Source organism: Stenotrophomonas maltophilia, from assembly GCF_002799155.1.
Taxonomy (GTDB): domain Bacteria; phylum Pseudomonadota; class Gammaproteobacteria; order Xanthomonadales; family Xanthomonadaceae; genus Stenotrophomonas; species Stenotrophomonas maltophilia_R.
The window spans coordinates 1676274-1689134 of the sequence record NZ_NERD01000002.1 but is presented as its reverse complement, the minus strand read 5'-3'; the positions used below and the strand labels follow the sequence as shown (position 1 = coordinate 1689134).

The following is a 12861-nucleotide window of genomic DNA, read 5'->3' as shown; positions in this document are numbered from 1 at the left end:
ACGGCGGGCGCCCGCTGCTCCGCGTCCAGTGAGACCTGCAACAGCAGATGTTTCGAGCGCCTCTCCAGCCACAGCACTGGTACGCTTCGGCAATGAACCTGGAAGTCGGCATCTCGATGCCGCTCGACGAACTGGAAGCCCTGTCGTGGCCGAGACTCCACGAACTGCATCGCCTGGCGGCGCAGTTGTGAGAATCGATCGTCGTTGATGCGTTGGAACCCGACAGGCGAGGGCACCGGTGGCGCCGGCCACTGCGCCTGTGCCGCAACCACCGCGACGAGACAGAGCGCGGTTGCCGCCCAGCGATGCCGCGTCACTCAGCCGTCCGGGCGTACCCGTGTACTGGCGTGCGCCACCAAGCCCAGCCCGGCCATGATCAGCCCCTCCATGACGCGCGGGCCGACGTATTGCTCCAACTCGCCGTTCTCGCGGGCGCGTTGTGCGGCCAACAGGATTTCCAGCACTACGCGAAGGCCGGCCAACGAGCAATCGGTGTCTGCCAGGGCGATGCGTCGGCCCGGCATTTGGTGGCGCTCTGGCCAGGGCTGGCCATCGGAGGCAGCGCCGGAGCCAATGCTGTGCAGCAGGGCGATGAGCGTGTTCGGATCCAGCGCGTGGCCGTTGGCGGGCGCGTCGTGGATCGGGTGCGGGGCAGGGGAGTGGGGCTGGGTCATGGCTGGGCTCCTTGCGTGCATGCAGAAGCCGCCACCGATAAAGGTGGCGGACGGTGCGAGGTTCGAAACCCGGTCTACGCTAAAACCGGCAGGCACAAGGCCTCCGCGCACCGCCCGCCATAGCCGGCCGACGGATTGCCAGCCGGCACCACCTGATGGGTGATGCCGGCTGGCAAGCGTTTACTTCAGCGTAGAACCGGGGTTTCGAATCCCGACCACCGATGCACGGTGGCAGGGCAAGGAATACGCGGACCTATGCGTGATGCCAATGCAGTAGGGCCGATGACGTCACCACTTTCAACAATTTCAGAATCGTTGCATATGGCGCAATGAGGCTGGAGCGTTGCGCTGCAAGGCTGTCGGCGATGTCGGTGGTGCACGCATGACGAGTGTCGGCATCCGCCCGGTGGAGCCGTGAGCGAGGCGGATGCGACAGGATTGCCAAAGGCCGCCAGGCGTCAGTAGCCCTTCAACGCGGCCTTGGTCCGCTCCAGCCAGGCGGCATTGTGGCTGCGCGCGTGGCGCGACCAGTGCTGGGCATCGTCGATGATGCTGGCGAACAGGCTACGGGCCTGCTCACGATCGGCGGGCTGCGGTTGCGCCATCAGCCACTCGGCGTAGAGGCAGCGGGCGGCAGCATCGTTTCCACATTCCACAGCGCGCTCGAATGCGCCGCGGGCGTCGGGTGACTGGGTGGCGGCCAATGCCTGCGCATAGAGCAGGGTCTGTTCTGGCTTGCGGCGCACGTCCGGATGGCGGGCGAACAGGCCGTCGAGAGCTTCAACCGCAAGCGCGGCGTGCCCGGATTCGAGGCGGGCACGGGCCAGGCCGGTAAGGATGTAGGGATCGTCGCCCAGCGGCGAGCTGGCCGCCTGCTCAAGCAGGGCCCTGGCCTCCTCCGCCTGGCCGGCATCGAGCAGCGTCATGCCCAGGCGAACACGGTTCTGCACGGTGGGCGTGCGCGCCAGCTCGGCGCGAGCGTTGCGCAGGTCCTGGCCCGGGTCCATGAGCTGCTTGGCGGAGCGGACGACCTGCCGGGCGCCGCGCGAATGACGGGCTTCCGGGAGGTAGATCGCCAGGAAGTAGACGACGCTGCCGAGCAGCGGGAACGAGAAGAGCAGGATCAGCCAGTAGAGGCTCTGTCCCGAGCGGATGGCGTGCACCGCGAAGTAGATGGCCGCCAGTACGTGGAGTCCGATTCCGATATAGGGCATTTGTACCGCCTCGTCCTTGTGAGGGGTGGAACTATAGTTGGGGAGGGGTGGGGCGCCAATGGGCGGGGTGATTGGGCGTGACGCGTCACGTTAATATGATTGAATCCGGCGGGGGCGACCAAGATCCTTGCCCTTGGAGCCAAGATCCTCATCATCGGCAGAGACCGCGCCGCCGGCTACGGACTCGCGCTACCATCTATCGGCAAACCACAGGGGGATATGGAATATCCACAGATCCTGATTCAGACTCAGTAGCGCCTGGGTTAAGGCCTGCCCGGGACAAGGCAATGAAGCCCATTTCCTGAGATCGAGGATGGAACCATGAAGAAGATCGCTCTAGCGCTTTTGATGGTTGCTTCAGGTGGTGTGAGTGCGGGGAATTTCACCAAGCCGATTACAGTGAATCTCCTGCCCGGCGGCATGATCGAACTGGCTAGCGATGTCATCTATACCGATGATGCAGGCCGAAAGTGGCACGCTCCAAAGGGCTCTATTGCAGATGGAGCGTCAATTCCGCGCATGTTCTGGAGTGTCATAGGCGGTCCGCTCGATGGCGACTATCGAAACGCGTCCATCATCCACGATGTCTACTGTGTTAGCCGCAGCATGCCGTGGAAGGAGGTGCATCGCGTCTTCTACGAGGCGATGCTTGCGAGCAAGGTCGACCCTTACAAGGCTAGAGTCATGTATGCCGCCGTGTACCATTTCGGACCACGCTGGAATGTATCAGTTCCGATAAAATCCAAAGATGTCGCCGCCGTTAGGCATGAGCTTGCGGATAAATCAGAGCAGCTTGGGCTTCCAGACCGAACCTCCGAGGTAAAGTTCACCCTGCCTGGGAACTCGGACATGCTGGGTAGCCTGAAGGGCGGCACTTCCAAGTCCATCCTTGTTTCATATTCTGCCCGGGATGTGATGGATCTTGATGGGGCCACACTGAAGAAGCTCCTCACGTCCTCCGACTCCGTTCAATTTTTTGCGACGGCAGCTCCAGCGTCTTCGGCCAGCGCTGAAGACCTAGAAAAGATTAAGGAGTACGTGAAAAACGATCGCAGCCTTGACGATATCGAATCATTGACCTTTGAATAGGCTCGATAAAAGGCCCTAGGAGTCCGAAACCGGCCCCCGGGCCGGCCAGGTCAATTCGGTGCGAGGTTCGGCTCACAGTGAGTTCGTTCGAGACGTTCGCCACGGCGTGGCCGCGTGGCCGAGGGAAGCACCCCGGCGCGAGGAAGAGCCAACGTTGTACCGCCTGGACAGTGACCGTGCTGCCGCTGATTCTGCGAGCGTAGCGAGTGGAAGCGGCGGCGGCGCGGGCGCGGTCATGGCGGCAAGCAGCGGGGGCGCCATCGTGCGCCTAGGTGAGCGCACGATGGGCACGTTCCCAGAGACACCGCCTTATCCGCCCGGCTTCTGATTAAGGTGATGCATCACGGACAGGGCTGGTCCGGTAGGTTCTCCCAGCCACCAGGTATGCGGCGGAACGTGATTCCGCCGATGCATCTTGTCTCGCTGCGCCGCTGCTGAGCTTCGCGTTCTGCCTGTTCTCGTCGCGCGCGCACTTCGGTCAGCATTGCTTTCCGATCCGCTATCGTTTCGGGCTGGGCGCCGCGATCAACGCTGGTTGACGTGCTTGGTGCAGGCGCGGCCTGAAAGCGTGCATCCCAAGCGCTTCCGGTCTTTAGGTGCAGCCAGATACCAGCACCGGCCATGCCCAGCAGTAGCACCGCCCACAAGGCCATCCACGGAAACTCCCAGCGAGAGCGTGGGATGGGTTGTAGGTACTCCGGTCGTTCGCGTTCCATGCGCCCCCCCATATGGCGTCCTCTGACCATTGTATCCGAGACGCTCGGGCGGAAAATGTGCAGGGCTTGACGTCGCGCGCCCGGTCATTTATATCGCAGAGGTGACGTGCGTCACGCTTGCAAGCCCATTACGTATCAAGGAGAGATTCGCAGTGAGTACTTATGCAATCGTTCGGCAAGCAATCCACGATAAGCACCAGATAACCGCTGTCTACGATGGGCACTATCGGGAGATGTGTCCTCATGCCATCGGCGAGAAGAATGGCAGGGAGCAAGCGCTGTTCTATCAGTTCGGGGGAGAGACCAGCAAAGGCCCAATCAAGGATCCGACCGCTGAGAATAACTGGCGATGCCTTGAACTAAGCAAGCTTAGCAATGTGACGGCGGTGCCTGGGGTGTGGTACAGCGCGGACAATCACTCCACTGCATCGACGTGTATTGATGATATCCACGCTGAGGTGGACTTCTAGCGCATCATCGCAGCCCCTCGTAGCAATGCGTGGGGCTGCGGCGTTGGTTTTGGGGTGTAGGGGCAGCGCCCCTACGGAATCGCCTCACAGGCGCTGGCGGGGCCTCGGCCCACGGCTCATGTAGACAACATTGGACGCCCCGGCGTCGGAACCGGGATCGCCCACGCCGAACCGCCGTTCTCGGCGAATTCTGAGGGCTTCGGCTAGGTAGATGACGCTAGATTTCGCCGTGGCGGAGGCTCTCCGGGCGGCTGCAGCCCGGGGGGCAGCCTCGGCCATCATCAGTCGCCATTCCCGGGCAATGTTGCAGGTCAGGGACCACCAAGCCATGTCGCATGGCTCCAGCTGATGACCTTCGGGCGTAAACATGTGCCCACCTTGGAATCCGAAACCGGCCCAAGGGCCGGTTAGATCTATGCGGTTGTGGGGATCCATCTTGATCATGCTGCGAGCTCGTCCTTGTCGGGGGAACGAACAGGCAGGCAAGAGCCGAGCCAGAGCCGCAGCCATTGCCAAGCAGAACCGACGAAAGCGGCCCAGCGACGTAGCCTGCGCCGGCTACGCTTCATTTCGCATAATGTATATTATGTTCAAGCTCCTGCGGGGGTGGCTGGCACGGCTCTTGCCTCGCCCCCTGTCCCTGTTGCGGCATGGAGCCTGATTGTGCGTGATCGGAACCTAACCGGCCTTTGGGCCGGTTTTTCGTTTAAGGCTGGTCGACTGGTCACCCCCGAAGGCCGCGAACTGGAACCGCAGGATCTGGCGTGGCTATCGCTCACTGCTGCCCAGGCACAGGAATGGCGCCGGATGATGGAGGCCGGCCGCGCGATCAGCAAGCCCCGGAAACCCTTGTCCTTCAACGCCGCCAGCGTGGTGAACCTCTCCGATGCCCTGGCACAGCGCCGGAAAAAGCGGTCATCGGTGACGATGGCCGGCCCCGACGCCGAGCCACCAGCGGCAGTCCTGCCGGTACCGGGGCCGAAACGCCGTCAGCGCGTGTGAGGCGCTTCCGTAGGGGCGCTGCCCCTACACCCCGGCAACGGCGACCAAGGGTTACTTGCAGGCCGACCACACCATGTCATCCATGCGACGACCGACCATGTAAGGCCGGTTGGAACCATACATGCGGAAAACGCGCTCTCGCTCGGCCTTGGCGGCTTCGCACGCGTCTGGATCCTTGTACTGAGAAATGCTGTGGAGGCGAGCACCACCGCCGCCATTCCGATAGACAGGCCGCGTAGGTGCAGGCCGAGGCGCGATGGAAGCCGCATTCCGACGCCGAAGGCTTTCCAAGTAGCGTTCATTGGCAGCCGCCGCTTCAGGTGATGGCGCCGGATCGGCCAGACGAATGTGGTCAGTCTCGCCCTTGGCGCAAGGCTGACTTTGATACTGCGTCCCGGCCTTGTTTACGCACCTGTAAACAAGGTTCTCGTATCGCTCCTGGGCAACAACACCGGCGCTCACCGCCCCCAGCAGCATCACTGCCGCAATCCTTGTGAACATAGCTTCCCCCTGATGCTGGGCGAAGCTTACCGCTCAGGTAGCGATAGCCACAAGAATCGCCAGATGGCCAACGTAGTAGCCATAGAAGGCCCACCGGCCACGAGGCACCGGCCACGCCACCCGAGACAGGCCCAGCGCCACAGGGATCGCCCCCAGCGCCCACAAGTTGCCGTTGAACCAGCAGATCGCGGCGAACGCCGGGGCCAGTAGCCAGTACCGCTGCCGATGGAAGGCCAGCCATGCCAGCAACACGAACCCTACCCCGGCCCATTGGTAGTCCACGAATGCAGGCAGCACCGCCGCGGCGAATGCCAGGACAACCCATCTCCGTTGACCGGCTGCGTAGATGGCAGCGGCACACAGGGCGAACGTGAGCAGGATGTTCAACGGCAGCCAGTAGCCGAACGCCAAGGCATGAACAGGCTGTGCGATCAGGCCCCACATGGCGAGCCTGCGCACCGACTTAACCGCATCGGTGCCGGGCTGAGCGAGGTTGTAAGCCATCACCAGCGCAAATAGGGGGAATGCTACCCTGCCCGCCTCGCTGAGACCTGGCACATAGCCGCCGTAGATGACCTTGGCGACGTGGTCGCACGTCATGAGAACGACGGCCAGCCACTTCAACACCTCGCGTGCGCTGCCGGTCATAGCTTGTTCGGTCCCGGCGCCGTGGTCATGTAGCTGGTCGTTGCGTGAGGCGGCGACTCAGGGAAGCTACCCATGCTGCGCTCGACATGCTGTAGAGCCACGCCTGCGGCCTCGCTGCGGATGCGCCGGGATTCCTCCTGAAAGTGCGCAGACTGCTGGTAGTCATTCATGCGCCGCGCCTCGGCCTGATTGGTGTCGAGGAACGGCTCGTACTGCCCATTGACCGCAACCATGCGGCACTGCTCCTGATCCATCATGTAAGTGGTGCCCTGCTCCGTCTTGCAGCTGCAACGCCCGATCTGATGCTCCCCATTGGCATCGAGCCCATCACCGGACGCCATGCAGTACACCCGGGGTGGCTGGTTGGTCGGAATCGAAAGGCTGTCGTACGCGGGTGCGGTCCACGGTTGGCCCTGAATTCGCGGCGTCACCCATGCCACGTAGTCGCTGCTGCGGGTAACCGCCGGGGGTGCGGCTTGCGGCGCGGCTGCGACCGTCGCTCCCGCTCCGTTCTCCGCCGCTTGCGGCGCCTCTGCCTTGGGTTGCCCCGTTTCAAGCTCCCCCGATAGCTGGGCATGCACGCGATTCACGGACCACCACGCCCCACCGATCACCGCGAGCAGCAGCGCTGCTGCTGCCGGGTAGTACCAGGGGATGGACCTCTCGCTGGTGTCCATCACGGTGGACTCATAAAGACCCATCGGACGCTTGGGCAGCTTGACTCGTTTCAAGATCAGCGGATGCCCCTTCTCGGGGTTCTTTTCGTAGCGGTCGAAGGTGCGCAGATGCGCGAACGGCAACCCGAATCGACGGCGCACGTGGACGTGGCGCTCAATGAGGTCCTGCGCGAAGTCGTCGCATTGCCGGTCGGGCGACTGGCTGACGAAGATGAAATCCAAGCCGCGATGACGATGCTTTGCCAGCTGCTCGACGTGATGCGGCACAGCCGAGCCGGGCCGACGCTTCGGGAGCATGCCGTGTTCGTATGCCTCATCGACCACGCACACCGCGCCGTCAGGGAGGAAGTTCGGCCAGTCGCAGAACTGCTCCGGCGTCATCGGCAGCATGCGCGCTTCGTCGTGCTTGAAGCCACGCACATTGCAGACGTAGACCAATCGACCCTCATTGCGGAAGTCGATGGCGTGATCGATCGCATGCAGCGTCTTGCCGTGTCCAGGCTGGCCCGTGTACCAGTAGATCATTCCTTGGTCACTCCCAGCTGTTGAGCAGCAGAGGTGGGCATCGGGATGATCTTGAACATGAAGCGTACCGAGAGTGCAGACAGCACCATCGTCATGAACTGATCAAAGCCTACCGCGCCCAAGAAGTTGTGCGCCCAATCAGGCAAGCCACCGACATAGTCGCCGATGAAAGATTTCAGCTGCGGCAGCACCTGATTCATGGATACCAGCGTGATCCCGGCCACCGACAGGCCCTTGGTGACGATCCTGCCAATGCCACCGAAAAGAACCGTCCAAACGAGATTCACGCCGCGCGTGATCCACTCCCAAACCATGCTCATGATCCATCTCCGAAGACAATGCGGAACGAGATGAAAGCGCCCAGCAGCAGCATCACGGCGCGCATGGCCGCAACCAGCGGACACCACCATGTGACGCTGTCGAGAGACACCGCGCCGAATCGGCCAAAGTCCACGGTGCCGAACTGCGGGCAGGAGCCACCACCAAAGCCGCTCTTGTCGATCAAGCTCTCATCGAACTTCCACGACCACTTGCCGGGGCCGTCAACGTCTTCGGCACCCTCATGCGGATCACCATTGCTACCCTCGCCGGAGCCGGGCTTGCCGCTGCACAGCTGTGCACGCTGAGCGCGCAGTTGGTTGGCCTGAACCGAATCGCCCTCCACGCTGAAAGGCGCATCACAGTTGCCAACGTCGCCCGTAACCTTGCCTCCGTTGCCCCTCTCAGCCTCGCAGCGCGTTGCCCAGGTCTGCATGGCAATCATCCCGAGGATGGGATCGCCGCTCGTAGTCGGCGGCGTTTTGCAGTTCCCGCCACCGGCAGCTTGATTTCCATTCCCCTCCCCTTGCTCACCGTTGCCATTGCTGCCACCGACGCCCGGGCCTGAGCCATCGCCTGGCGTTGGCTGATTGCCGTTCGGAGTGCCCCGGTTGTGGTAGTTCTGCGTATTGGTGGTGTTCCCATTGTTGTTGTTCGTGATGTTCGTCGTGCCGCCGCTCGGCTGCCAGTCCTCGCCGGGGCGATTGCTCGGCGCGTTGGGCGGCGTGTTCGGCGCGCTGATGCTTGCGGCCTCGGTGCGGGGGTTGTTGGTGGCCGTGTGGCCCTTCTGATTTGCGGAATCACTCGCGCAGGTACGGAATCCGCTTGCCGTGCTGATGCACGTCTTGTTCTCAGACTTGCACACCTGATAGCTGCCCGACTGGTGGCAGTACTCATCCTTCTTTTCAGGCTGAGGCGGCATCGAGCTATCGCAAACGTCGCCGGATGCCTTCCACGTTCCGCGACGAATGGGAATGCCGTTGGGATTGGCGGAATCGCTGATGTTGAAGTTCACAGCGGGGTCAAGGTTTGGTTGCATCTTGCAGCCCTTATTGCAGACGCCGCCGCTGTACAGCGTGCCGTTGATCATCCCGGCCTCGCCATCAAGACGCGTAGAACAGGACGCGGACGCGCAGTACTGCTCACGCTCGTAGGGGCCGATTTCCTTCCCGCTGTTCTGCCCGGCCTGTTCGTATACCCAATAGCGCTGCGTGTAGCAGATTGGATAGCTGGAATTTGAACTACGCGTGCATTCGGACTTGCTAACGATGTTGCCGCCTGCCGTGACCTTCGGCATGTCCTTCAGACAGCGCTGGTAGGCCAAGCCCTGATCAAGCTCGACGACCGCAGCACTCACGTCGGGAATTGCGGCTACCTGGGCGACCACGCAGAGCGCAAGAGCCAACAAGTACCGCCCGATGCAGATCATGTGTCGAACGCCAGCCATAGCGCCCCCAGTACGGCAACAATCACGAAATAGCCCATAAGACCCCCAAAAAAGTAGGGGCGACGTGCGCCCCTACTTGGCCTGTTTGATGTTCCCCCACAGCAGAAACAGCCCCTTCACCGCTGCGAGAACCGAGAGAATCCCCGCGATGACCGAAGCGGCCGTCGCAAGGACCTCCATCACCGCTACCAGCACGGGCATGACACCCGGCTCCGATTACTTAGCGCGCTTGATCATCGACCACAGCAGGAACAGGCCCAGCACACCGGCCAGAACGACCAGAATGCCGCTGACGCTGGACTTGCCGTTGGTGATTTCGGCAGTGATGGCCTCAGCCGGCCCGCCGCTGGCGAAGGCCGAGCCGGTGGCGGCCAGAGCGGTTGCGCCAGTGGCAACCTTGCCTGCGGTCGAACGGGCGAAGGAAACGACGTTGCTGGCGATCTTGTTCATCTTCATGGTTGTACTCTCTGAGGTTGGTTAGAACCGCTCACGGGACACACGGGCGAACTGTCTGAAAACGACGCCCAGTGCCCAGCAGGCCGCGATAGCGAATGCGACTTGCGTACCCTCAGCCAGCGTGAGCGGTGGCAGGACTGGCTGAGGGTTTTCGATCCAGACCGGCACAGCGCAGACGCCATCGGCCCCGATGTTCTGGACCGCACACGACTGGATGTAGACCGGGTCTGGCATGGATCAGGCCTTGGCTGCGGGCTTGGCCGACAGCGGAACGAGATCCACGTAGCGCTTCAGCACCAGATCGCCGTACTGGCTCAGTGCGAAGGACTGCGGGTCAATGTCGTACTCGCCCGGGGTGTACGGCGGGCGCGAGCCGAGGCCGACACGGAACGGCAGTTCGAAACCGTTGCCCAGGTCGAGGCCAACGGTCTGCGAGCGGTTGATGGTGTTGGTCTTGCTGTTGTGCCGTTCTTCGACGGCAGCGGACTTCACGCGGCAGATAGGCATAGTTCTTCTCTCACATATCGATGGAGTGGTTCACCCTTGGAAATGCCGCGAAAACGTCCGGGGTGACCGTCACGGACGACGCGAGCCAGCAGGAAGTCGGTGAACGAATCACCGAACGCTCCATGCAGAACACTGAGGGCTGGGCCTACTTGGCGCTCCATCCAGAGCACCATTGCCTCAGCAGAGACTTCGACGTGCTTGCGGATCGTGCGCAGCCGTGTGCACACGCCCTTGATGAGATCCTGCAGCGCGCTGTACGAACCGCGCAGGTACGCACCCGGGTTCAACAGCACATCGAGCGGGATTTCCATGTGCTTGCCGTACAGGCGCACCTCGGCGCGCACCCAGCGCGAGGACGGCAGCCCCTCGGCCTTGCCCTTCTCGTACACACACAGTTCCTTGTGGCCTTTGCCGCCGACGTACAGCGTGCAGCCGGTGTTGTGGCCTTCATCGGAAATGAAACGGTGACGCGGAGGGCAGCCGCCCTCGGTAAAGCCGCCCTGCGCGGCAACCTCGCGGAGCGCATGCACGTCCAGGCGTTCGCCTTCGTAGTCGTCGTGCGCGCAGTCAACGCGGGTGATCTTGGCATCGAGCATGTAGCACTGCTTGTAGACTCGCGCCCAGTCACGAATCCATTTGCATCCCATGCCAGTGAGGCTCAGGCACACGGTGCTTTTCTTGCCGCCGATACCGACGCGACCAACCACTTCGTTTTCCCGGTCAATCAGCACCGCCGACTGCTCGTAGAAGTTCCAGTTCTTCTCACGAATCGCACCGGCAACAACTTCGCCACGGAAGCCGAAGATGCGGAACAGCAAGAGATCCAGCTTCTTGCAGTTCACTTCTTCAAGGGCGGAGAGCGGGACCACAATGGTCAGGTAGTCGATGATTGCGTCCTGCTGACCCTTTTGGCCCGTGTTACTCCCCGGGCCAATTGCCGCCGCCGCCCGCTGCCCCTTTTCACCGGGCGAAAGCGGGGAAAAGCCCCCTGCCCCGCCCTCAATAGCCATACGGAAGCGCGCGCGATCAACGGCCATGGGAGACACCCTTTCCATGTGATACGAGCATCACCAACCAGACGAGCAGCATCACCAGCACGCCACCCACAACGACCGTAACAAGCGGATCGCGGAAGAATCGAGCAATCTCAGTAGCCATGTCAGCGACCATTGCGGCGCCTCCAGTAGGCACTGAGTGCGTGCGACGCAAGCTCGAGGCCGACACACACAAGGGCGACGACAACGCAACCCAAGACCAAGCCAAAGACGACCAGCAGGCCCATGTCGTACTGGGCAATTTCGGAAACCCATGAAGAGGCGCTCATGCGCGCCGTTCCTGCTGATCAGCGCGTGCCTGGGCGATTGCGCAGGCCGCGTAGACCTGCTGAAGAAGAACCCGGGTCTGCTCTTGCTCGTGCTGGGCGATCACCCATGAGCCGATGCGGACGATGCCGACGCTGACGCACGCGACGGCCAGAACGATGATGAGAAGCGCGTTGTCCATGCCCTGCCCCGCCCCCAAGCCCCTACCCCAAGGGAACCCGCCAGCGGCCTTGGGGTGCCGGTGGCGGGGTGTTTAGCCACGCCAAACACGGGGGCATGTATAGTCCGGCTATACACCCCTGTCAAGGCTTGCTAACCATGGATACCGCCAACGATCTGCTCGACAAAGTAAGGGCCGCTTGTAACCTGCCGTCCGACAACGCTTTGGCGCAGAAGATCGGGCTCACGCGAGCAATGGTCAGTTCCTGGCGACATGGCCGCCATCCGATCCCGGATGAGCGAATTGCGCAGATGTGCGCCTTGGCAAAGCTCGACGGACCCACGTGGATTGCGATGCTTCACGCCGAACGTGCGCAGACTGCAACAGAGCGTGCCTTGTGGCGGCTCATGCTGGACAGGCTGAGCGCGGCGGCTGCGGTCGTCGCGCTGGTAGCGCTGTCGATGCCGGGCCTCGCAAACGCAAAAACCGCCCAAATTCAGGCGGTTAGCGCTGCCGACAACGGCGGTATGTATATTATGTTCCAAGCAGGATCGCCGCCCAAGCGACCGGAGCCTTCCCAGCCCTCAGATCCCAAAGCCTCCCCCTGGGCCATCTTGCCCACTCAGTCCCCACAGCGCTGATAGTCAAACGGAATCCGCAGGATCTTCCCATCATCTCCCGGACCGGAGATGCTCGCCTTCAGCGCAGTGCCATCACGCCGGTACTCGATGCGCTTCGGGAAGTCATGCTGCGGGTTCTCGAACACCACCCAGTTCGCGCCATGTTCGGCAATGACGAACGTGGTTGGCGCCACGCCATTGGGCTGCACATGCAGGCCAGCCGCTTTGCCTGCAGGCACCAGGCGCATGTACTCGAATGACTCCATATCGCCGTGGCTCAGCGTGCGCGACATCCCAAGCAAAGCGCCGCCGGCCTCGGGCAGCCAGACCTCATCAAGCCTGCGCTCCTCGGTGCCGCCACACCAATGCCCGGCCAGCCAATCGAACTCGGCCGGTGCAGCCATGGCCGCGCCGCTTCCCAACGCCAGGCCTGCGCCCAGCACCGCCACCTTCGACTTCAACATGTACAGACCTCCTGGATGGATTGGCTGCAGGCTAGCGGCAGGGCCGCCAAG

At 62.4% G+C, this 12861-nt stretch carries 19 protein-coding genes; 4 read left to right on the top strand and 15 right to left on the bottom strand.

Features of this window, described 5'->3' with window-relative positions:
* Positions 1 to 317: 317 nt before the first annotated feature.
* Together B9Y82_RS08445 and B9Y82_RS08440 are read right to left on the bottom strand one after the other, a co-directional pair.
* Positions 318 to 674 (bottom strand): hypothetical protein, encoded by a 357-nt coding sequence (locus tag B9Y82_RS08445; RefSeq protein WP_100472320.1) that lies wholly within the window; start codon positions 672 to 674, stop codon positions 318 to 320.
* A 458-nt stretch (positions 675 to 1132) separates the two neighbouring features.
* Positions 1133 to 1888, bottom strand: a complete 756-nt coding sequence (locus B9Y82_RS08440; protein ID WP_100472318.1) for a tetratricopeptide repeat protein — start codon at positions 1886 to 1888, stop codon at positions 1133 to 1135.
* A gap of 321 nt (positions 1889 to 2209) precedes the next feature.
* Between B9Y82_RS08440 and B9Y82_RS08435 the strand changes: the two genes are divergently transcribed.
* Positions 2210 to 2977, top strand: coding sequence for a DUF1353 domain-containing protein (locus B9Y82_RS08435; RefSeq protein ID WP_100472315.1), 768 nt, complete (start codon positions 2210 to 2212; stop codon positions 2975 to 2977).
* Positions 2978 to 3845: 868 nt separating this feature from the next.
* The gene (locus tag B9Y82_RS08430; protein WP_100472313.1) at positions 3846 to 4163 is read left to right on the top strand and encodes a hypothetical protein; all 318 of its coding nucleotides are present in this window, start codon (positions 3846 to 3848) and stop codon (positions 4161 to 4163) included.
* Positions 4164 to 4247: 84 nt separating this feature from the next.
* Here the strand turns inward: B9Y82_RS08430 and B9Y82_RS08425 are convergent, their stop codons facing one another.
* The gene (locus B9Y82_RS08425) at positions 4248 to 4532 is read right to left on the bottom strand and encodes a hypothetical protein (RefSeq protein ID WP_343124747.1); all 285 of its coding nucleotides are present in this window, start codon (positions 4530 to 4532) and stop codon (positions 4248 to 4250) included.
* A 294-nt stretch (positions 4533 to 4826) separates the two neighbouring features.
* Between B9Y82_RS08425 and B9Y82_RS08420 the strand changes: the two genes are divergently transcribed.
* A complete protein-coding gene (locus B9Y82_RS08420) occupies positions 4827 to 5165 on the top strand; it encodes a DUF3653 domain-containing protein (protein WP_100472310.1) in 339 nt (112 codons plus the stop codon).
* Positions 5166 to 5216: 51 nt separating this feature from the next.
* Here the strand turns inward: B9Y82_RS08420 and B9Y82_RS20600 are convergent, their stop codons facing one another.
* The 11 genes from B9Y82_RS20600 to B9Y82_RS08380 form a co-directional block, all read right to left on the bottom strand.
* A complete protein-coding gene (locus B9Y82_RS20600; RefSeq protein ID WP_157804604.1) occupies positions 5217 to 5645 on the bottom strand; it encodes a hypothetical protein in 429 nt (142 codons plus the stop codon).
* A 54-nt stretch (positions 5646 to 5699) separates the two neighbouring features.
* Positions 5700 to 6314, bottom strand: a complete 615-nt coding sequence (locus B9Y82_RS08415; RefSeq protein WP_100472308.1) for a TraX family protein — start codon at positions 6312 to 6314, stop codon at positions 5700 to 5702.
* Positions 6311 to 7516, bottom strand: a complete 1206-nt coding sequence (locus B9Y82_RS08410) for a zonular occludens toxin domain-containing protein (protein WP_100472306.1) — start codon at positions 7514 to 7516, stop codon at positions 6311 to 6313. The genes B9Y82_RS08415 and B9Y82_RS08410 overlap by 4 nt, the downstream gene beginning before the upstream one ends.
* Positions 7513 to 7836 (bottom strand): DUF2523 family protein, encoded by a 324-nt coding sequence (locus B9Y82_RS08405; protein ID WP_157804603.1) that lies wholly within the window; start codon positions 7834 to 7836, stop codon positions 7513 to 7515. Before B9Y82_RS08405 ends, B9Y82_RS08410 begins: the two co-directional genes overlap by 4 nt.
* A complete protein-coding gene (locus tag B9Y82_RS20595; RefSeq protein WP_157804602.1) occupies positions 7833 to 9263 on the bottom strand; it encodes a hypothetical protein in 1431 nt (476 codons plus the stop codon). The genes B9Y82_RS08405 and B9Y82_RS20595 overlap by 4 nt, the downstream gene beginning before the upstream one ends.
* Before the next feature lie 90 nt (positions 9264 to 9353).
* Complete coding sequence (locus B9Y82_RS20960; protein WP_257473253.1) at positions 9354 to 9482, bottom strand: hypothetical protein; 129 nt, start codon at positions 9480 to 9482, stop codon at positions 9354 to 9356.
* 15 nt (positions 9483 to 9497) lie between these two features.
* The gene (locus B9Y82_RS08400; RefSeq protein ID WP_157804601.1) at positions 9498 to 9737 is read right to left on the bottom strand and encodes a hypothetical protein; all 240 of its coding nucleotides are present in this window, start codon (positions 9735 to 9737) and stop codon (positions 9498 to 9500) included.
* A gap of 237 nt (positions 9738 to 9974) precedes the next feature.
* Positions 9975 to 10229 (bottom strand): G5P family DNA-binding protein, encoded by a 255-nt coding sequence (locus tag B9Y82_RS08390; RefSeq protein WP_238381561.1) that lies wholly within the window; start codon positions 10227 to 10229, stop codon positions 9975 to 9977.
* On the bottom strand, positions 10226 to 11281 hold the full coding sequence (locus B9Y82_RS08385) for a replication initiation factor domain-containing protein (RefSeq protein ID WP_100472298.1): 1056 nt from the start codon (positions 11279 to 11281) through the stop codon (positions 10226 to 10228). The genes B9Y82_RS08390 and B9Y82_RS08385 overlap by 4 nt, the downstream gene beginning before the upstream one ends.
* Positions 11271 to 11414, bottom strand: a complete 144-nt coding sequence (locus tag B9Y82_RS20590; RefSeq protein WP_157804600.1) for a hypothetical protein — start codon at positions 11412 to 11414, stop codon at positions 11271 to 11273. Before B9Y82_RS20590 ends, B9Y82_RS08385 begins: the two co-directional genes overlap by 11 nt.
* A gap of 150 nt (positions 11415 to 11564) precedes the next feature.
* The gene (locus B9Y82_RS08380; RefSeq protein WP_157804599.1) at positions 11565 to 11747 is read right to left on the bottom strand and encodes a hypothetical protein; all 183 of its coding nucleotides are present in this window, start codon (positions 11745 to 11747) and stop codon (positions 11565 to 11567) included.
* A gap of 137 nt (positions 11748 to 11884) precedes the next feature.
* Between B9Y82_RS08380 and B9Y82_RS08375 the strand changes: the two genes are divergently transcribed.
* Positions 11885 to 12367, top strand: a complete 483-nt coding sequence (locus B9Y82_RS08375) for a DUF3693 domain-containing protein (RefSeq protein ID WP_100472292.1) — start codon at positions 11885 to 11887, stop codon at positions 12365 to 12367.
* Here B9Y82_RS08375 and B9Y82_RS08370 read toward each other — a convergent pair.
* Positions 12349 to 12810, bottom strand: coding sequence for a DUF6265 family protein (locus tag B9Y82_RS08370; protein WP_100472289.1), 462 nt, complete (start codon positions 12808 to 12810; stop codon positions 12349 to 12351). The genes B9Y82_RS08375 and B9Y82_RS08370 overlap by 19 nt on opposite strands.
* Between the last annotated feature and the right edge of the window lie 51 nt (positions 12811 to 12861).

Excerpts from the sequence above, each read along its gene's own strand:
- B9Y82_RS08445 (WP_100472320.1), bottom strand. The coding sequence starts at position 674 with ATGACCCAGCCCCACTCCCCTGCCCCGCACCCGATCCACGACGCGCCC.
- B9Y82_RS08440 (WP_100472318.1), bottom strand. The coding sequence starts at position 1,888 with ATGCCCTATATCGGAATCGGACTCCACGTACTGGCGGCCATCTACTTC.
- B9Y82_RS08435 (WP_100472315.1), top strand. The coding sequence starts at position 2,210 with ATGAAGAAGATCGCTCTAGCGCTTTTGATGGTTGCTTCAGGTGGTGTG.
- B9Y82_RS08425 (WP_343124747.1), bottom strand. The coding sequence starts at position 4,532 with ATGTTTACGCCCGAAGGTCATCAGCTGGAGCCATGCGACATGGCTTGG.
- B9Y82_RS08415 (WP_100472308.1), bottom strand. The coding sequence starts at position 6,314 with ATGACCGGCAGCGCACGCGAGGTGTTGAAGTGGCTGGCCGTCGTTCTC.
- B9Y82_RS08410 (WP_100472306.1), bottom strand. The coding sequence starts at position 7,516 with ATGATCTACTGGTACACGGGCCAGCCTGGACACGGCAAGACGCTGCAT.
- B9Y82_RS08405 (WP_157804603.1), bottom strand. The coding sequence starts at position 7,836 with ATGAGCATGGTTTGGGAGTGGATCACGCGCGGCGTGAATCTCGTTTGG.
- B9Y82_RS20595 (WP_157804602.1), bottom strand. The coding sequence starts at position 9,263 with ATGATCTGCATCGGGCGGTACTTGTTGGCTCTTGCGCTCTGCGTGGTC.
- B9Y82_RS20960 (WP_257473253.1), bottom strand. The coding sequence starts at position 9,482 with ATGCCCGTGCTGGTAGCGGTGATGGAGGTCCTTGCGACGGCCGCTTCG.
- B9Y82_RS08400 (WP_157804601.1), bottom strand. The coding sequence starts at position 9,737 with ATGAAGATGAACAAGATCGCCAGCAACGTCGTTTCCTTCGCCCGTTCG.
- B9Y82_RS08385 (WP_100472298.1), bottom strand. The coding sequence starts at position 11,281 with ATGGCCGTTGATCGCGCGCGCTTCCGTATGGCTATTGAGGGCGGGGCA.
- B9Y82_RS20590 (WP_157804600.1), bottom strand. The coding sequence starts at position 11,414 with ATGGTCGCTGACATGGCTACTGAGATTGCTCGATTCTTCCGCGATCCG.
- B9Y82_RS08380 (WP_157804599.1), bottom strand. The coding sequence starts at position 11,747 with ATGGACAACGCGCTTCTCATCATCGTTCTGGCCGTCGCGTGCGTCAGC.
- B9Y82_RS08375 (WP_100472292.1), top strand. The coding sequence starts at position 11,885 with ATGGATACCGCCAACGATCTGCTCGACAAAGTAAGGGCCGCTTGTAAC.
- B9Y82_RS08370 (WP_100472289.1), bottom strand. The coding sequence starts at position 12,810 with ATGTTGAAGTCGAAGGTGGCGGTGCTGGGCGCAGGCCTGGCGTTGGGA.